Genomic DNA, 16,805 nt, shown 5'->3' with positions numbered 1-16,805 from the left:
GCTGTGCACCTCCGGCTTCTGCCTTTAAGCTGTCCGGGTTAATGCCCGAGGGCATCACTTCAAAAGCTGTAGGCGTTATGACTCTTATTCTTGGTATTGATCCTGGCTCGCGAATCACTGGCTATGGCGTGGTGCGAGACACGGGGCGTGGCTGCGTGTACGTGGCTTCGGGGTGTATTCGTACGGGTAACGGCGAAATGCATGAGCGGTTGCAGATCGTGTATCGCGGTGTGCGCGAGGTCATTCAGACGTACGGGCCGGTTACCATGGGCATCGAGAAGGTGTTCATGGGGCGCAACGCTGATTCCGCGCTAAAGCTGGGGCAGGCACGGGGGGCGGCCATTGTTGCAGGTGGTGAAGAAAGCCTGGAAATTGCCGAGTACACCGCCACGCAAATCAAACAGGCGGTCGCGGGCACGGGTGGGGCGAACAAAGAGCAGGTCATGATGATGGTCATGCATTTGCTCAAGCTCACCTCCAAGCCGCAGATTGACGCTTCGGATGCGCTGGCGATTGCGTTGTGCCATGCCCATACCCGCTCAAGCCTGTTGCCCCACGGCTTGGGTGCGGCACGTAGCCGTGGTGGTCGTCTGCGCCTTTGAAATGATGGCTTTTACTTTATTAAGCGTGCGGGTGATCGCTCCCGCAGTTACCCCTCGTTGCTGTCTTGTGAGCCAGGCGTTGTTCTGGCCAGAGAAAAGGATCTAAAACGTGATTGGACGCTTGCGTGGCACTCTGGCTGAAAAACAGCCGCCCCATCTGATTCTGGATGTCAACGGCTTGGGTTATGAGTTGGAAGTGCCAATGACCACGCTGTACCGCTTGCCATCCATTGGTGAGCCGCTGACCCTGCACACGCATTTAGTGGTTCGCGAAGATGCACAGTTGCTCTATGGTTTCATTGGTAAGCGAGAGCGTGACTTCTTTCGCGAGCTGATCCGGCTCAATGGCGTTGGCCCCAAGCTGGCCTTGGCCTTGATGTCCAGCCTGGAAGTCGATGAGCTGGTGCGCTGCGTTCAGGCGCAGGACACCTCAGCGCTGACCAAGGTGCCGGGCGTCGGCAAAAAAACAGCTGAGCGCTTGTTGGTCGAGCTCAAAGATCGATTCAAGGCGTGGGAGCAAGTGCCGAGCATGTTTGCCCTGGTGCCTAATCAGCCGGATGCACCTGTGCAAGTTGCCAGTGCTGAAAGCGACGCGGTCAGTGCTTTGATTTCTTTGGGGTACAAGCCTCAGGAAGCGAGCAAGGCCGTGTCAGCGATCAAGGACAAGACCTTGAGCAGTGAAGACATGATTCGCCGTGCCCTTAAGGGAATGATTTAAGTGATTGAAGCTGACCGTTTGATAACCGCCTCCAGCGGGCGCGACCGCGAAGAGGTCCAGGACCGGGCGATTCGTCCATTGAGCCTGGCTGACTACATTGGTCAGCCGACGGTGCGTGAGCAAATGGAGCTGTTTATTCAGGCCGCGCGCGGGCGTTCTGAGTCACTGGATCACACCTTGATTTTCGGTCCGCCCGGGTTGGGTAAAACCACGCTGGCTAACATCATTGCTCAGGAAATGGGTGTCTCGATCAAAAGTACCTCCGGCCCTGTGCTGGAGCGTCCGGGCGATTTGGCGGCTTTGCTGACCAACCTTGAGCCGCATGACGTACTGTTTATTGATGAGATCCATCGCCTTTCACCCATCGTCGAAGAAGTGCTGTACCCGGCAATGGAGGACTTCCAGCTCGATATCATGATTGGCGAAGGGCCCGCTGCGCGTTCGATCAAGCTGGATTTGCCGCCGTTTACGCTGGTTGGGGCGACGACCCGCGCTGGCATGCTGACCAATCCTCTGCGTGACCGCTTCGGCATTGTGCAGCGTCTGGAGTTTTACAGTACCGATGACCTGGCGACGATTGTCAGTCGCTCTGCCGGTATTTTCGGTTTGCCGCTTGACCCTGAGGGGGCATATGAGATTGCCCGGCGTGCGCGCGGTACACCGCGAATCGCCAACCGTTTGTTGCGTCGTGTTCGCGACTTTGCTGAAGTGCGGGCCAAAGGGCATATCACCAAGCCTGTGGCTGACCTGGCGTTAAACCTGCTGGATGTGGATGAGCATGGCTTCGATCATCAGGACAGACGTTTGTTGCTGACCATGATCGAGAAATTCGATGGAGGGCCGGTGGGGATCGACAGCTTGGCGGCGGCGATCAGCGAGGAGCGCCATACCATTGAAGATGTGCTTGAACCGTATCTGATTCAGCAGGGCTACATCATGCGTACGCCGCGCGGTCGCGTCGTGACCCGGCATGCGTATTTGCACTTCGGTCTGAACATTCCATCGCGCTTGGGTGAGATGCCGACCGAGGACGTATTTTTGAATGCAGTGGACGATTAATTAGCCATCACGGGTCGATTTTTTTGTCGTTTTTGATGTCTCAAAGGCTGGCGCTGAAAATCTTGGGTCTTAAAGTCTAAGAAGAGTGAAAAACAGTGGTTTGGCGGATTGGCAACCTGAGGAGTAAGCACTAGAGTATGCGCGCGCAAAACAGGCTGGAGCCGTTCGCACATCGCTGTCGCGTTTATTACGAAGACACCGATGCGGGTGGCGTCGTGTATTACGTCAATTACCTTAAGTTTATGGAGCGGGCTCGAACCGAAAGGCTGCGGGAACTGGGCTTTGCCCAATCTGCGCTGGCGGGTGAGAACCTGTTGTTCGTCGTGCATTCCAGCGAGGCGCGTTACTACGCACCGGCGCGACTGGACGACGAATTGTTGGTAAGTGCGCACGTAATGGAACTCAACCGTGCCAGCCTGCGTTTCAAGCAGCAGGTCTGGCGGGCTGCGGACTCAACGCTACTCTGTGAAGGGCAGTTTTTGGTCGCCTGCGTGCGCGCCGATAGTTTTAAACCCCGGGCCATTCCCGAAGCTTTACGTACGGCCTTTGCCGACGTGAGCGGCGCGGGTAAACATTTAGAGCAGGAGATAAAGCGTGGAAGCTAACGTCGTCGACCATTCCTCCATGTGGAGCTTGGTCAGCAATGCCAGCATTGTTGTGCAGTTGGTAATGTTGACCCTGCTGGCCGCATCGGTGACCTCTTGGGTCATGATTTTTCAGCGCAGCACGATGCTGCGCGCAGGTCGGCGTGCTCTTGAAAGCTTTGAAGAGCGCTTCTGGTCGGGTATCGACTTGTCAAAACTGTACCGTCAGGCCGGCAGCAACCCTGACCCGGACTCCGGCGTTGAGCAGATCTTTCGTGCCGGTTTCAAAGAGTTTTCTCGCCTGCGCCAACAGCCGGGCGTTGACCCCGAAGCGGTCATGGAAGGTGTTGCGCGTGCCATGCGCGTGGCGATCTCCCGTGAAGAAGAGAAGTTGGAACAAAGCTTGCCGTTTCTGGCCACTGTCGGTTCGGTAAGCCCGTACATCGGTCTGTTTGGTACGGTTTGGGGCATCATGAACTCTTTCCGTGGACTGGCCACGGCTCAGCAAGCGACGCTGGCCACCGTAGCGCCCGGCATTGCCGAAGCGTTGATTGCAACGGCCATTGGTTTGTTCGCGGCCATTCCGGCAGTTATTGCCTACAACCGTTTTGCTGCGCGTAGCGAAACCCTGATCGGTCGCTACTACACCTTCGCCGATGAATTCCAGGCGATCCTGCACCGTAAAGTGCACACCAGCGAAGAATAAGCAGGTAATTCCCAATGGCTTTAATCGCTCGAGCTCGCAAAAAGCGCAAGCCGGTCGCCGAGATGAACGTTGTGCCATACATCGACGTGATGCTGGTACTGCTGGTCATTTTCATGGTGACTGCGCCCATGCTTAACCAGGGTGTGAAAGTGGATTTGCCCAAGGTCTCCAGCGAGGCCTTGCCGCAAGACAACAACACTCAGGTTTTGACTATTTCGATCAAGGCTGACAAGACCTATTTCTGGAACCTTGGCAGCGAAGTTGATACCGAAAAGCAGATGGACAAGGCCATGACCTTGCCGCAGATGACGGATGCGGTGACTAAAATCATCCGCGCCGGTAACGAAGGCGGAAAGCATACTCAAGTCTTCATTCGGGGTGACAAGACCGTGGACTATGGCGCGGTGATGGGTGCCATGGGCGGCTTGCAGAAAGCCGGGGTCGGTAACGTTGGCTTGATAACCGAGGCTCCCTGATGCGCGAACAGCGGGAGCCGTCCGCCTCTGAAAACTTTTTTTGGCCTACAGTGTGGGCGGTGGCACTGCACGTCCTGATTTTTGGCATGCTCTTCGCCAGTTTTGCCATGACACCGGAGTTGCCACCGTCCAAGCCGATTGTTCAAGCGACCTTGTATCAACTGAAGTCCAAGAGTCAGGCAACCACCCAGACCAATCAAAAGATTGCGGGTGAGGCCAAGAAATCTGCCGCGCGTCAGACCGAAGCTGAGCAGATGGAGCAGAAAAAGGTTGAGCAAGAGGCGGTAAAAGCGACGGAACAAAAGAAAGAAGAGGCTGCCGAAAAAGCAGCTGAGGCCAAGAAGGCGGACGAAGCCAAGGCGAGTGAAGCCAAAAAGGCCGATGAAGCTAAGAAGGCCGATGAAGCCAAAAAAGCTGACGATGCTAAAAAGGCCACCGACGCTAAAAAGGCTGAAGAGAAAAAACTGGCTGATATAGCCAAGAAGAAATCTGAGGAAGAGGCCAAAAAAGCCGCTGAAGAAGAGGCGAAGAAAAAGGCCGCCGAAGACGCCAAGAAAAAGATTGTCGAAGATGCGAAGAAGAAAGCGGCTGAAGATGCCAAGAAAAAGGCCGTAGCAGACGAGGCGAAAAAGAAAGCCGCCGAAGATGCGAAGAAAAAGGCGTCAGCTGATGCTGCCAAGAAAAAGGCAGTAGAAGCCGCGCGTAAATCGACCGAAGAGAAAAAGGCGCAAGCCTTGGCAGATTTGCTTTCCGACACGCCGCAACGTCAACAAGCCTTGGCAGAGGAGCAGGGCGATGAGGTCGCCGGTAGTTTTGATGACCTGATTCGTGCCCGGGCAGCAGAGGGTTGGGCGCGCCCACCATCGGCTCGCAAGAACATGACAGTGGTTCTGCAAATCGGCATGTTGCCAGATGGCACGGTAACGTCAGTGACGGTTGCCAAATCCAGTGGTGACGGGCCTTTCGACAGCTCTGCTGTGGCGGCGGTCAAGAACATTGGCCGTTTAACGGAGATGCAGGGTTTGAAGCCCAGCGAATTTAATCCTTATCGATCATTCAAGATGACATTCACACCTGAGGATCTAGCCTTGTGATTAACTTTTTTCGAGGACTGCTAGTCGTCGTCTGCTGCTTTGCAGGGATGGCGATGGCTGAAGAGAAGAACATTCTGGTCACCAGTGGTAGCGACCGGGCAACCCCGATTGCGGTGGTTCCGTTTGGTTGGCAGGGCGGGGCTGTTCTGCCGGATGACATGGCTGAAATTATCGGCAACGACCTGCGCAACTCGGGTTATTACGCGCCGATTCCAAAGCAGAACATGATCAGCTTGCCCGCCCAGGCCAGCGAAGTCATTTTCCGTGACTGGAAAGCGCTGGGTGCCCAGTACGTTATGGTCGGTAACATTGTCCCGGCGGGCGGGCGCCTGCAGGTGCAATATGCCTTGTTCAACGTGGCTACCGAGCAGCCAGTGTTGACGGGCAGCGTTTCGGGCACCGCCGAACAGTTGCGTGACATGGCGCACTACATCTCCGATCAGTCGTTTGAAAAACTGACTGGTATTAAAGGTGCATTCTCGACGCGTCTGCTTTATGTGACCGCTGAGCGTGCCAGTGCCACCAATACCCGTTACACCTTGCAGCGCTCCGACTACGACGGCGCTCGCGCGGTGACGTTGTTGCAATCGCGTGAACCTATCCTGTCGCCACGTTTTGCGCCGGACGGCAAGCGTATTGCTTATGTATCGTTCGAACAGAAACGCCCGCGTATCTTTATGCAGAACATTGATACCGGTCGTCGTGAGCAAATTACCAACTTTGAAGGCTTGAATGGTGCGCCTGCATGGTCGCCGGACGGTTCGAAGCTGGCGTTTGTGTTGTCCAAAGATGGCAACGCTGAAATCTACGTGATGGACCTGGCTTCCCGCCAACTGACGCGTGTGACTAACAGCCCTGCTATCGATACCGAACCGTTCTGGGGTAAGGATGGGTCTACCATCTACTTCACCTCTGACCGTGGCGGTAAACCGCAAATCTACAAAACCACAGTCGGTAGCGGTAATGCAGAGCGTGTGACATTTATCGGGAACTACAACGCCAGTCCGAAGCTTTCGGCTGATGAAAAGACCCTGGTAATGATTCATCGTCAGGACGGATTCACTAATTTCCGAGTTGCAGCGCAAGATTTGCAGCGCGGAAGTGTAAAAATCCTTACAGATACCAACCTTGATGAGTCAGCTACTGTTGCACCCAACGGCACCATGGTAATCTACGCCACCCGCCAGCAGGGCCGGGGAGTCTTGATGCTCGTGTCCATTAACGGACGCGTAAGGCTCCCTCTTCCTACCGCTCAAGGCGAAGTCAGAGAACCTTCCTGGTCCCCTTACCTGAACTGACGTGGTGATAGCTTTACGTTGCACTTAACACTTGGGGTTCATTAGGAGTTTTACGATGGAAATGCTGAAGTTTGGTAAATTTGCTGCGCTGGCACTGGCCATGGCTGTAGCTGTAGGTTGCTCGTCCAAAGGCGGCGACAATGCCGGTGAAGGCGCTGCTGTTGATCCAAACGCTGGTTACGGCGCAAACACAGGCGCTGTTGATGGCTCCCTGAGTGAAGAAGCTGCTCTGCGCGCGATCACTGTTTTCTACTTCGAATACGACAGTTCGGACCTGAAACCAGAAGCAATGCGCGCTCTGGACGTTCACGCAAAAGACCTGAAAGCTAACGGCGCTCGCGTTGTTCTGGAAGGTAACACTGACGCCCGTGGTACTCGTGAGTACAACATGGCTCTGGGCGAGCGTCGTGCGAAAGCCGTTCAACGCTACCTGGTACTGCAAGGTGTTTCCCCAGCACAGCTGGAGCTGGTGTCCTACGGTAAAGAGCGTCCAATCGCTACTGGCAACGACGAACAGTCGTGGGCTCAAAACCGTCGCGTCGAACTGCGTAAGTAATTCGTCATGCGAACGTGCCGCCGCGCTGTAACTATTCTGACTCTCAGCCTCATGCCGCTTGCGGCCTGGGCTGCGGTTCCTGTGGTCGATGACAATTCTGGCTATAACAATAGCGGGGGGAGTTATCCGTCAACGGGTTACGGTGCGAGCGGCGCCTATGCCGGGGGAGGGGTTTCGGCCCCTGTCTCGGCACAGGGCGAGCTGTTCAACCAGTTGCAACAAATGCAGGAACAGATAGCACGCCAGCAAGGTGTGATTGAGGTTCTGCAAAATGATGTATCGCGCATGAAGCAAGAAAGCCTGGAGCGATATCAGGAACTTGATCGGCGTATTGGTGCTGGCATTGCTCCTGCTGCCACGCCTGATAATTCTTCTGCTGGTGGCGCAACCAATGCCGCCGGCAATACCGCAGCGCCTGCACCTCAGGTGGCTGCAAGTACTGAACCTGCTGATCCGGCGAAAGAAAAGCTCTATTACGATGCGGCTTTCGATTTGATCAAGGCCAAGGACTTCGATAAAGCCAGTCAGGCATTTACTGCTTTTCTGCGCAAATACCCAAACAGCCAATACGCGGGCAATGCTCAGTACTGGTTGGGTGAAGTGAACTTGGCCAAGGGCGATTTGCAAGCTGCCGCTCAGGCGTTTGCCAAAGTCAGTCAGTTGTATCCAAAGCATGGCAAAGTGCCGGACTCGTTGTACAAGCTGGCTGATGTAGAGCGCCGCTTGGGGCATACCGACAAAGTCAAAGGCATTTTGCAGCAAGTGGTGGCCCAGTATCCGGGCACATCCGCTGCGCAGTTGGCACAACGCGATTTGCAGCGTATGTGAGTCCACCAAGCTTTCATCGAGAAACCCGCGCCTGTCGCGGGTTTTTTCGTTAGAATCCACGCCCTTTTATGAAATACGCTCTTCTGAGTCCTGCGCAGGCAGATTCTTTGGAGTGCCTGACGGAGGCGGACAGCCTGTTTAGCTGTTACGCCCGTGGCGGATATGCAAGACACATTAAGAATTACCGAAGTTTTTTACTCGTTACAGGGTGAAACGCGAACGGCTGGCTTGCCCACCGTTTTTGTACGTCTCACTGGCTGCCCTTTGCGATGCGGCTACTGCGACAGCGCTTATGCCTTCAGTGGTGGCACTGTGCGCTCCCTCGACAGCATCCTTGAGCAAGTCGCTGGTTTTCGTGCGCGTTACGTTTGCGTGACCGGTGGTGAGCCGTTGGCTCAACCCAACGCGATTCCACTTCTCAAGCAGCTTTGTGATGCTGGCTACGAGGTCTCTATCGAAACCAGTGGTGCGCTGGACATATCAGCTGTCGATCCGCGTGTCAGTCGCGTCCTCGACTTGAAAACCCCGGACTCTAAAGAGTCCCATCGCAATCTCTATGACAATATCGCCCTGTTGACGCGTAATGATCAGGTCAAATTTGTGATCTGTTCGCGCGACGACTACGACTGGGCGGTCTCCAAGTTGATTGAGTACGGTTTGGAGCGGCGTGCCGGTGAGGTGTTGTTCTCCCCGAGCCACCACGATTTGCCTGCGCGCGATCTGGCTGATTGGATCGTGGCGGATAACTTGCCTGTGCGCTTGCAGATGCAGTTGCACAAATATCTATGGAATGATGAGCCGGGGCGCTGAAATGACTGAACAATCGTTAGCCACTGAAAAAAGAGCGGTAATCCTGCTGTCGGGCGGTCTTGATTCTGCAACCGTCGTAGCGATGGCGCGTGCCGAAGGGTATAGCTGCTACACCATGAGCTTTGATTACGGGCAGCGCCATCGTGCTGAACTGGACGCTGCCGCTCGGGTTGCGCGCGACTTGGGAGCCATTGAGCACAAGGTCATCGGCCTGAGCCTGGACGGTATTGGCGGTTCAGCGCTGACGGACAGCTCTATCGATGTGCCTGAGGCGCCAAGCGAAGGCATTCCGGTGACTTATGTGCCGGCGCGAAACACGGTATTCCTGTCATTGGCGCTGGGCTGGGCAGAAGTGCTGAGCGCACGCGACATCTTCATCGGCGTCAATGCGGTGGATTATTCGGGCTACCCGGATTGCCGACCTGAGTTTGTTGAGGCCTTCGAAGTGATGGCCAACCTGGCGACTAAGGCTGGTGTGGAGGGGCAGGGCTTCAAGATTCAAGCGCCTCTGCAAAATATGAGTAAGGCACAAATCGTACAGGCCGGAGTAAAGCTGGGCGTCGATTACTCGTTGACGGTTTCTTGCTACCAGGCTGATGGTCAGGGGCGTGCATGCGGTAAATGTGACAGCTGCCGCTTGCGCGCAGAAGGCTTTGCAGCGGCCGGAATTAAAGACCCAACCCGCTATTTTTGATTTATTTGGTATTTATTTTTAATCGGGTGTTGAATTCTCGTTAAAAATCAGTATTATACGTCCCACAACGAAGCGGGTCGTTAGCTCAGTTGGTAGAGCAGTTGGCTTTTAACCAATTGGTCGTAGGTTCGAATCCCACACGACCCACCATATCGCTACACCAAAACAGCCGGTCTAATCCTAAGGATTAACCGGCTTTTTTGTGCCCGCGATTTGGCGTGATCGCGGCATGGCGGGTTGTCGCGTGCGTCACGTTTGATACGGGCTGATTCAATTGGGGGGAGATCGCCGGGAGCCGTTGTGCGCTTTGGGGGTACTAACGTGTGTATACGTTCATTATCCGGAGTCAGGAATGAGTATCTCCTCGCTAAGTGCTATTCGGCCCTGTGGCTCCAGCCTTCAATCGCTGAGCCGGTTAAAAGAGCAAGAAGTCTGCACCGCCAGACCTGAATCTGATGCCGCGCGGATGTTGTTGCTCCTGGAAAAAGTTCAGCATCGTACTGGCATTGTGGCCAGTCACTTGGTGCCCTTGCAGAGCGTTGCGAAAGAGCACAACTGCATTATTGGCATTCGCCCGGTTGAAGCCGTGGCGACAGGGCTGATCGAGGAGGGGCACCCCACCAAAGATTTCCACATCAAAGGCAAGAGCGCCAATTGGGGGCCTCAGGCCGGGATGATCTGTGTCGATCAAGCGTTCAGCAAGCTAGAAGGGTGTCGGGCGTCGGACCCTGCGCGTATTGAAAAATTCAACGGGCAGACGCGTGAATGCATAGAAAACGGTCACGCCGTTGCCATCCCACTGGTGGTTTCCAGAGAGCGCCTGCACACGTTGTTGGCCGGTGATCTGATTACCGACATGCAGGCTGCGAATGCCGAGGGTTGCATCAGGTTTAGCGCAAAAGCGCCCAGTGGTGAGCGTTACCTGTTCGAAGCCGCACCGGCAGTGGACGCAGCGCAGGGTTTATATCAGATCAGCCAGCAAGGAAAACCGCTGGAAGTACTGGCAAAAACAGCCGGGGGCAAGGCGCTGACGGCTGACTATGACTTGCATCTGGTCGGGCCTCATTTAAGCGATCTTGGGACGCAAGATAACCTGCCGGTTCAGGATATAGCGCACGGTCTGTTCAGGGCTCGCATTGATGGATACATCGATCGCACAACCGATTCACGCCCTAAAAATCTGGCGCCCGAACTGCGTCAGGCTTATGCAAGTGCCAGCAATTTTTATCGCAAGGAATGTTCTGAGATCGGTAATGCCACGCGCCGTATCGCTGAGATGATTCCTGTGATCAACGCGGCTTTGGTTGGTACGGGGGAGCGCGTGGTTCATCACAACGCAGACTCCGGTAGTCCGGCGAGTGAGGCCGCTGCCAACTATCCGGCCACGTTCTTCTTGCCCGTCAAGCTTGAGGGGTTTGACGAAATGTGTGTGATTGAGGACCGTCAGCAGATGGCCGAGCTTATTCAGCAAGCGAAAAACAGCGGATATCACGTGCCGTTAAATCCGTTATGGGAGGCGGATGTGACCAGTATCAGGCGCGCTGATTTCGTAAACGCTCAGCGAGTACTTAATCGCTCTGGATAACAGGTCCGTGTACATCTACTGCACGGCCCATCTGCCGGGTTCAGGGTGGAGAAACTACAGGGGCTTGCACGCTTTCGCCGCAACGGGGTCATTGGGGATAAATGAATCGGGTGCCCCCTGCTTCAAGACTACATACCCGCGCCGCCAGGGCTGATCGTCGACCATGTGCCAGCGATGTCCGGTGCCTGTGTTGTCTTCGGCCACCAGCACCTCACCGGGATGCAGCGTGAATGTTTCGCCGCCGCGGGTGGCGAAGGCCAGCGTGCCTGACAAGGTCATCACGTACTGCGGCTCAGGGTCGTTGTGCCAGCCATAAGAGGCATGGGCGGCCGTCGACTTGAAATGAATGGCCGTCACGTCGTTGCGCGTACTCGGATCAATCGTTCCTTCTAATACGTGTGAGGCGTTGTCCGCACCTGTACACAATTTGTACGCTTTGATGCTGTCAGTCGCGGGTGTAGCCGCGTAAGCGCCACTCAAGGTGACAAGGGTGAATGCGCAGGCGCAGGCGGTGTGTGCGCCCAGGTTGCGCAGGGACTGTATGACGTGGTGCTGTGTTGAGCCTTTTTTTTGCTGCATGGAACAGGTTTCCCCTTGAGCGTGCGTCATGTGACGGTCGGTGTCTGGGGGTTATGGTCTGCGCGGCTGTGGCACTGGACAACTAACAAATATTTCATTCTCGCGGGGGCTCTGCCCTGACGGTCAAGCCGGACACGACCCCGGTGTGAGGTGGTCTATGCTCACAGCCCAATCCCGGGCTGAACCATTTGTGACTGTGTGTAGCCAAAGCAATAGCGTTCGGCTAGGGCTTGGAACACATCCGACATCAACAGGAGGTTTACGATGAGCAAGAAGATTTTGGTGGTACTGACCAGTGTCGAGAAATACCCGAATCTGCCGCGCGCAACGGGATTGTGGTTGGGCGAGGCAGTGCATTTCGTACACAAGGTTGAGGCGGCGGGCTACACGGTGGATTACGTCAGCCCGCAGGGCGGTTACACCCCTATTGACCCGCACAGTTTGGCCAAGGACATGGCAGCCGATATCGACTGGCAGTGGTATCACGACAAAGCGTTCATGAATCGGTTGGGGGCGACGCTCAAGCCAGAAGACATCAAGCCTGAGGACTACGCGGCTATTTATTACGCGGGTGGTCACGGGGTGATTTGGGATTTTCCGGACAACGTCGCCCTGCAAACCATCAGTCGTGAGATTTATGAGGCGGGTGGCGTTGTGTCTTCGGTGTGTCATGGAGCGGTAGGGCTGCTTAACATCCTGCTGTCCGACGGCGAGCTGCTAATCAAGGGTAAAAAGGTGACTGGTTTTTCCAATGAGGAAGAGCAGTTGGCGGGGTTGGCCGAGTTCGTGCCGTACCTGACCGAGACTGAGTTGGTGAAGCGCGGTGCGCTGTACGAGAAAGCCAGCGAACCGTGGGCGGCCTATGCAATTGCCGACGGGCGGTTGATTACCGGTCAAAACCCGGCATCAGGCGGGCCGGTTGCTGATTTGGTGCTTGAAGCGCTGAAATAAAAGAGGGGATGCCCGCAGCCCGTCACTGGCAGGCTGCGGGGTTGGTAATCCATGAAATCGCTTTCTGGCGTCCTGCCTGAAACATTAAACTTTTGAATCTCAAGCATATTCTGTAGCCTTGGCGCGCTGAATAGCTTGCCCGTGCCTGATAACACACATTCTCCCGGCGGGACTTGACGGTCCGGAGCCGGTGGTACACTCGACTTTCGCGCATAAGCGCTTGCAGGTCTTGCGAACATGACGCACATCTCTGAACGTTTTCTGATTCAAGCCCACCTTGACGCCAAGCAACCCAAAGCCTTGACCCAGGCTGAAGAAGCGACGTTGCGTGCAGCAATTGCTGCCGAACTCAAGGCTCAAGATGCGGTGCTGGTTGCCCATTTCTATTGCGACCCTGTGATTCAGGCGCTGGCAGAAGAGACGGGTGGCTGCGTTTCCGACTCCCTTGAAATGGCTCGATTCGGCGCTGCACATCCGGCTAAAACCGTGCTGGTCGCCGGTGTGCGCTTTATGGGTGAAACCGCAAAAATTCTCACCCCTGAAAAGCGCGTGCTAATGCCCACGCTCGAAGCGACCTGCTCGCTGGACTTAGGCTGCCCGGTGGAGGCTTTTTCAGCGTTTTGCGACAAGCACCCTGAGCGCACGGTGGTGGTGTATGCCAACACGTCGGCCGCCGTTAAGGCGCGCGCGGATTGGGTCGTCACCTCAAGCTGTGCGCTGGAAATCGTCGAAAGCCTGATGGATAACGGCGAGACGATTATCTGGGGGCCGGACAAACACTTGGGGCGCTACATCCAGCGTCAGACGGGTGCCGATATGTTGCTGTGGGACGGTGCGTGCATTGTCCATGAAGAGTTCAAGTCCAAGCAGCTTGAAGACATGAAAGCGTTGTACCCGGATGCGGCCATTCTGGTTCACCCGGAGTCGCCTGAGTCGGTCATCGACCTGGCAGACGCTGTTGGCTCGACCAGCCAATTGATCGCGGCGGCGCAGAACCTGCCCAACAAGACGTTTATCGTGGCCACCGATCGCGGCATTTTTTACAAAATGCAGCAGTTGTGCCCCGACAAGGTCTTCATCGAAGCCCCTACGGCTGGCAACGGCGCTGCGTGTCGCAGTTGCGCGCATTGCCCGTGGATGGCCATGAATACGCTAGAGCGTACGTTGGAGTGCCTGCAAAAGGGCACCAACGAGATCTTTGTTGATCCGGCGCTGGTGCCCCACGCCGTTCGCCCGCTCAAACGTATGCTGGACTTCACCCAGGCAGCGCGTTTGAAACTGGCGGGTAATGCCTGACAGGCCCGATGACAGCTTGCCCTCACCCGCAGTGGGGAGGGGCGGGCGTTGTCAGTTCATCATTTCCTTGATGGCTCTTTCTTGATCGAGCAAATCGCGTTGACGGGCATCAATGCGCGATGACAGCTGGAAGTTGTTGGTGAGTTTTTTTGCGAACTCCAGCTGTTGCAGTGCCTGCCGATAATCCCCCACCAATGCGAAGTATTCAGCACGCGCCTGGTGCAAGCCGATGATGTTGCCCGACAGCCCCCGGGTTTCTGCTACCGAGTACCACACGTCCGGGTCGTCGGGGCGACTTTTGAGCAGTGCTTCGAGTGCTTTGTCAGCCTCGCCCGGGCGGTTTTGCTTGAGCAGCAGGTCGACGCGCGCCTGATTGAGCGGATAGTTACCCGGATACAGCGTGCGCATCCGGTCGACACGCTGTTGGGCTTCGGCTAACCGGTTGCTGGCCATGTCGAGTTCAATTTGCGCCAGGTTATACGTGATGTCGTTGGGCGACTTTTCCAGCAGTACTTTTAGATTTTCACAGGCTTCGTTGAGTTGGCTGCCTTTGATTTGGGCGATCGCCAACCCATAGCGGGCGACATCGTTTTTCGGGTTTTCATCGAGCAAGACGCGAAAACGCTTGGCGGCCAGGCCGGGGGTTTCTTCGTAGTTGAGCTGGACGCGGGCACGGATCAGTTGATAGCGCAGACTGTCTTCGGTGCCGCCGAGTTTGGCTTGCTCGGCGCGGTTGCGGGTGTCGGCGATGCGCGATTCTGTCACCGGGTGAGTGAGCAAAAACTCAGGTGGACGTCCGTCAAAACGGTATTGGCGCATCAGGCGTTCAAACATGGTCGGCATGGAGCGTGGGTCGTAGCCTGCTTTCTCCAGATTAAGAATGCCGATACGGTCTGCTTCTTGTTCGTTCTGCCGCGAAAAGCGTCGCTGCTCTTGCATGGCGGCGGCCTGGGTGCCAGCAATGGCGGCGATCCCTGCGTCACCAGCGCCTGCGGCGGCAACGATAATCCCGGCGAGTAAGGCGGCCATCATCGGCATTTGCATGCGTTGCTGGGCTTCTACGCCGCGTGCGAAGTGACGTTGCGACAAGTGAGCCAATTCGTGGGCCAGTACCGAGGCGTATTCGCCTTCAGTCTGCGCGTTGAGAAACAGCCCGCCGTTGACCCCGATAATCCCGCCAGGCGCGGCAAAGGCGTTGAGCTGCGGGCTGTTGATCAGAATGAATTCCAGGCGCCGATCCTGGACCTGGCTTGTCTCTACCAACTTGTAAACACTGGTTTCAACGTAGTCTTTGAGTTGTGGATCGTTAAGCTGCGAGACCTGACCACGTAGCATGCTCAGCCAGGCACGACCCAGCTGATACTCCTGCTGCGGCGATACGATGGACGAACTGGCGTCGCCCAGAGACGGCAAATCGTCGGCGAAACTCGGTGATGCGAGCAGGCAAGCGAGCGTCAACAGGGTCGGGCGCAGAAAAGTCATGCACTAAGCTCTAGTCAGTAAAGCGCTTACTGTAGCTGCACACTTGGCTGGCGACCAGAGGTGGCTCGGCTTGGGGTATTCTAGCCGGCTAAAAAATCGCGCAATGGTCGCCTGAGGAGCAATAAATGACTGAAGTGCCGCAGCATGATGTGGAACTCGACACCAGCGGTATGAATTGCCCGTTACCGCTGCTCAAGGCCAAGTTGGAACTCAATCGTCTGGCCAGTGGCGCGGTGCTCAAAGTCATTGCTACGGATGCGGGATCGCAACGTGATTTCCGTACGTTCGCGCGCTTGGCGGGGCATGCCATGTTGCGCGAAGAGGATGCGGCAGGCGTCTATCGTTACTGGTTGCGCAAGGCCTGAGCCTTGGTGTTGCCTTCTTTCAAGGAATAGTGATGTTCAAAGTGTTGCGTGATTGGGTTCAGCGCTATTTCTCCGATGAGGAAGCCGTGGTGCTGGCCGTGTTGTTGGTATTGGCCTTTACGGCCGTACTGACCTTGGGCGGCATGCTGGCCCCCGTGCTGGCGGGTATGGTGTTGGCGTATCTGATGCAGGGCCTGGTGGTATCCCTGGAGCGTATGCACGTGCCGGGTGCTGCGGCGGTCGGCTTGGTGTTCGCATTATTCATGGGGCTGCTGCTGGTGTTTATCGTGGTGGTGGTGCCTCTGCTGTGGCATCAACTGATCACTCTGTTCAATGAGTTGCCGGGCATGCTCGCGAAGTGGCAGTCATTGTTGCTGCTGTTGCCAGAGCGGTATCCGCATTTGGTGTCGGATGAACAGGTGCTGCAAGCCATTGAAGTGGCTCGCGGCGAAATCGGCAAGTTCGGGCAATTGGCATTGACCTTTTCGCTGTCCAGTCTGCCACTGCTGGTCAATATGATGATCTACCTGGTGTTGGTGCCGATTCTGGTGTTCTTCTTTCTCAAGGACCGGGCCATGATCGGTCGCTGGGTGCGCGGCTATTTACCGCGTGAACGGGCGTTGATCACCCGTGTGGCGCACGATATGAACCGCCAGATTGCCAATTACATTCGCGGCAAGGTGATCGAGATCTTTATTTGCGGTGGCGTGACCTACATTGCGTTTGTGGTCATGGACCTCAATTACGCGGCGTTGCTGGCGCTGCTGGTGGGCGTTTCGGTGGTGGTCCCCTATGTGGGAGCCGTGGTAGTGACTGTGCCGGTGTGCCTGATTGCCCTGTTTCAGTGGGGTTGGAGTGACCAGTTCATCTACTTGATGGCGGTCTACGGGATCATCCAGACGCTGGACGGTAATGTGTTGGTGCCGCTGTTGTTCTCCGAGGCGGTGAGCCTGCACCCGGTGGCCATCATTTGCGCGGTGCTTTTGTTTGGCGGCCTGTGGGGCTTCTGGGGCGTATTTTTTGCCATCCCTCTGGCAACGTTGTTCAAGGCGGTGCTGGACGCCTGGCCGCGCAAGCAGCAAGTGGTGGCGCCGCTGTTGTAGTTCGCCGCTTTCTAGCAGG

General features: G+C 56.0%; 19 protein-coding genes and 1 tRNA gene. 18 read left to right on the top strand and 2 right to left on the bottom strand.

From position 1 onward, the window contains the following. Positions 1 to 77 precede the first annotated feature (77 nt). From ruvC to ACP7A4_RS09140, 14 genes are all read left to right on the top strand, one after another. Entirely contained in the window at positions 78 to 602 is a 525-nt protein-coding gene (gene ruvC, locus ACP7A4_RS09205; protein ID WP_048363568.1) for a crossover junction endodeoxyribonuclease RuvC, read from the top strand. Between the two features lie 109 nt (positions 603 to 711). Beyond that, complete coding sequence (gene ruvA, locus ACP7A4_RS09200) at positions 712 to 1,320, top strand: Holliday junction branch migration protein RuvA (protein ID WP_019823258.1); 609 nt, start codon at positions 712 to 714, stop codon at positions 1,318 to 1,320. Continuing rightward, on the top strand, positions 1,321 to 2,379 hold the full coding sequence (gene ruvB / locus ACP7A4_RS09195) for a Holliday junction branch migration DNA helicase RuvB (protein ID WP_048399792.1): 1,059 nt from the start codon (positions 1,321 to 1,323) through the stop codon (positions 2,377 to 2,379). It begins immediately after the preceding gene. 137 nt (positions 2,380 to 2,516) lie between these two features. Beyond that, the gene (gene ybgC / locus ACP7A4_RS09190; RefSeq protein WP_048399790.1) at positions 2,517 to 2,984 is read left to right on the top strand and encodes a tol-pal system-associated acyl-CoA thioesterase; all 468 of its coding nucleotides are present in this window, start codon (positions 2,517 to 2,519) and stop codon (positions 2,982 to 2,984) included. Further along, the gene (gene tolQ / locus ACP7A4_RS09185) at positions 2,974 to 3,669 is read left to right on the top strand and encodes a protein TolQ (RefSeq protein WP_048363571.1); all 696 of its coding nucleotides are present in this window, start codon (positions 2,974 to 2,976) and stop codon (positions 3,667 to 3,669) included. The genes ybgC and tolQ overlap by 11 nt, the downstream gene beginning before the upstream one ends. Positions 3,670 to 3,692: 23 nt before the next feature. Next, the gene (gene tolR / locus ACP7A4_RS09180) at positions 3,693 to 4,145 is read left to right on the top strand and encodes a protein TolR (protein ID WP_162207799.1); all 453 of its coding nucleotides are present in this window, start codon (positions 3,693 to 3,695) and stop codon (positions 4,143 to 4,145) included. Further along, entirely contained in the window at positions 4,145 to 5,239 is a 1,095-nt protein-coding gene (gene tolA, locus ACP7A4_RS09175) for a cell envelope integrity protein TolA (protein ID WP_426246496.1), read from the top strand. Before tolR ends, tolA begins: the two co-directional genes overlap by 1 nt. 47 nt (positions 5,240 to 5,286) lie before the next feature. After that, positions 5,287 to 6,537 carry a Tol-Pal system beta propeller repeat protein TolB gene (tolB, locus tag ACP7A4_RS09170; protein ID WP_238938449.1) on the top strand — a complete coding sequence of 417 codons (1,251 nt, stop codon included), beginning with the start codon at positions 5,287 to 5,289 and terminating at the stop codon, positions 6,535 to 6,537. 55 nt (positions 6,538 to 6,592) lie between these two features. Further along, the gene (pal, locus tag ACP7A4_RS09165) at positions 6,593 to 7,093 is read left to right on the top strand and encodes a peptidoglycan-associated lipoprotein Pal (RefSeq protein ID WP_003441254.1); all 501 of its coding nucleotides are present in this window, start codon (positions 6,593 to 6,595) and stop codon (positions 7,091 to 7,093) included. A 6-nt stretch (positions 7,094 to 7,099) separates the two neighbouring features. Continuing rightward, positions 7,100 to 7,921, top strand: coding sequence for a tol-pal system protein YbgF (gene ybgF / locus ACP7A4_RS09160; protein ID WP_426246494.1), 822 nt, complete (start codon positions 7,100 to 7,102; stop codon positions 7,919 to 7,921). Positions 7,922 to 8,083: 162 nt separating this feature from the next. Further along, complete coding sequence (gene queE / locus ACP7A4_RS09155) at positions 8,084 to 8,731, top strand: 7-carboxy-7-deazaguanine synthase QueE (RefSeq protein ID WP_059763149.1); 648 nt, start codon at positions 8,084 to 8,086, stop codon at positions 8,729 to 8,731. Position 8,732: 1 nt separating this feature from the next. After that, entirely contained in the window at positions 8,733 to 9,425 is a 693-nt protein-coding gene (gene queC, locus ACP7A4_RS09150; RefSeq protein ID WP_048363701.1) for a 7-cyano-7-deazaguanine synthase QueC, read from the top strand. Between the two features lie 74 nt (positions 9,426 to 9,499). After that, positions 9,500 to 9,575 (top strand) — tRNA-Lys (locus ACP7A4_RS09145). A gap of 202 nt (positions 9,576 to 9,777) precedes the next feature. Continuing rightward, positions 9,778 to 11,010 carry a CyaA/EF/ExoY family adenylyl cyclase toxin gene (locus ACP7A4_RS09140; protein WP_238938441.1) on the top strand — a complete coding sequence of 411 codons (1,233 nt, stop codon included), beginning with the start codon at positions 9,778 to 9,780 and terminating at the stop codon, positions 11,008 to 11,010. A 54-nt stretch (positions 11,011 to 11,064) separates the two neighbouring features. Here ACP7A4_RS09140 and ACP7A4_RS09135 read toward each other — a convergent pair whose 3' ends face one another. Further along, positions 11,065 to 11,589: a cupin domain-containing protein gene (locus tag ACP7A4_RS09135; RefSeq protein WP_059763147.1), complete on the bottom strand. Its 525-nt coding sequence runs from the start codon at positions 11,587 to 11,589 to the stop codon at positions 11,065 to 11,067. A 264-nt stretch (positions 11,590 to 11,853) separates the two neighbouring features. Here ACP7A4_RS09135 and ACP7A4_RS09130 point away from each other — a divergent pair, with 264 nt between their 5' ends. Both ACP7A4_RS09130 and nadA read left to right on the top strand, forming a co-directional pair. Then, the gene (locus ACP7A4_RS09130; protein ID WP_203303304.1) at positions 11,854 to 12,540 is read left to right on the top strand and encodes a type 1 glutamine amidotransferase domain-containing protein; all 687 of its coding nucleotides are present in this window, start codon (positions 11,854 to 11,856) and stop codon (positions 12,538 to 12,540) included. A gap of 237 nt (positions 12,541 to 12,777) precedes the next feature. Next, a complete protein-coding gene (nadA, locus tag ACP7A4_RS09125; RefSeq protein ID WP_048363578.1) occupies positions 12,778 to 13,836 on the top strand; it encodes a quinolinate synthase NadA in 1,059 nt (352 codons plus the stop codon). 51 nt (positions 13,837 to 13,887) lie between these two features. Here nadA and ACP7A4_RS09120 read toward each other — a convergent pair whose 3' ends face one another. Next, on the bottom strand, positions 13,888 to 15,318 hold the full coding sequence (locus ACP7A4_RS09120) for a M48 family metalloprotease (RefSeq protein ID WP_426246490.1): 1,431 nt from the start codon (positions 15,316 to 15,318) through the stop codon (positions 13,888 to 13,890). Positions 15,319 to 15,443: 125 nt separating this feature from the next. Between ACP7A4_RS09120 and ACP7A4_RS09115 the strand changes: the two genes are divergently transcribed. Together ACP7A4_RS09115 and ACP7A4_RS09110 are read left to right on the top strand one after the other, a co-directional pair. Continuing rightward, positions 15,444 to 15,683 (top strand): sulfurtransferase TusA family protein, encoded by a 240-nt coding sequence (locus ACP7A4_RS09115; protein WP_048363580.1) that lies wholly within the window; start codon positions 15,444 to 15,446, stop codon positions 15,681 to 15,683. 32 nt (positions 15,684 to 15,715) lie between these two features. Continuing rightward, positions 15,716 to 16,786 carry an AI-2E family transporter gene (locus ACP7A4_RS09110; protein WP_426246488.1) on the top strand — a complete coding sequence of 357 codons (1,071 nt, stop codon included), beginning with the start codon at positions 15,716 to 15,718 and terminating at the stop codon, positions 16,784 to 16,786. Positions 16,787 to 16,805 lie beyond the last annotated feature (19 nt).

This window comes from Pseudomonas sp. TWR3-1-1, assembly GCF_049896545.1.
Lineage (GTDB): Bacteria > Pseudomonadota > Gammaproteobacteria > Pseudomonadales > Pseudomonadaceae > Aquipseudomonas > Aquipseudomonas weihenstephanensis.
This window is presented reverse-complemented; position numbering and strand designations above follow the sequence as displayed.

Coding starts and splice junctions, on each gene's coding strand:
- ruvC (WP_048363568.1), top strand. CDS start 78: ATGACTCTTATTCTTGGTATTGATCCTGGCTCGCGAATCACTGGCTAT.
- ybgC (WP_048399790.1), top strand. CDS start 2,517: ATGCGCGCGCAAAACAGGCTGGAGCCGTTCGCACATCGCTGTCGCGTT.
- tolA (WP_426246496.1), top strand. CDS start 4,145: ATGCGCGAACAGCGGGAGCCGTCCGCCTCTGAAAACTTTTTTTGGCCT.
- tolB (WP_238938449.1), top strand. CDS start 5,287: ATGGCGATGGCTGAAGAGAAGAACATTCTGGTCACCAGTGGTAGCGAC.
- pal (WP_003441254.1), top strand. CDS start 6,593: ATGGAAATGCTGAAGTTTGGTAAATTTGCTGCGCTGGCACTGGCCATG.
- ybgF (WP_426246494.1), top strand. CDS start 7,100: ATGCGAACGTGCCGCCGCGCTGTAACTATTCTGACTCTCAGCCTCATG.
- queE (WP_059763149.1), top strand. CDS start 8,084: ATGCAAGACACATTAAGAATTACCGAAGTTTTTTACTCGTTACAGGGT.
- queC (WP_048363701.1), top strand. CDS start 8,733: ATGACTGAACAATCGTTAGCCACTGAAAAAAGAGCGGTAATCCTGCTG.
- ACP7A4_RS09140 (WP_238938441.1), top strand. CDS start 9,778: ATGAGTATCTCCTCGCTAAGTGCTATTCGGCCCTGTGGCTCCAGCCTT.
- ACP7A4_RS09135 (WP_059763147.1), bottom strand. CDS start 11,589: ATGCAGCAAAAAAAAGGCTCAACACAGCACCACGTCATACAGTCCCTG.
- ACP7A4_RS09130 (WP_203303304.1), top strand. CDS start 11,854: ATGAGCAAGAAGATTTTGGTGGTACTGACCAGTGTCGAGAAATACCCG.
- nadA (WP_048363578.1), top strand. CDS start 12,778: ATGACGCACATCTCTGAACGTTTTCTGATTCAAGCCCACCTTGACGCC.
- ACP7A4_RS09120 (WP_426246490.1), bottom strand. CDS start 15,318: ATGACTTTTCTGCGCCCGACCCTGTTGACGCTCGCTTGCCTGCTCGCA.
- ACP7A4_RS09115 (WP_048363580.1), top strand. CDS start 15,444: ATGACTGAAGTGCCGCAGCATGATGTGGAACTCGACACCAGCGGTATG.
- ACP7A4_RS09110 (WP_426246488.1), top strand. CDS start 15,716: ATGTTCAAAGTGTTGCGTGATTGGGTTCAGCGCTATTTCTCCGATGAG.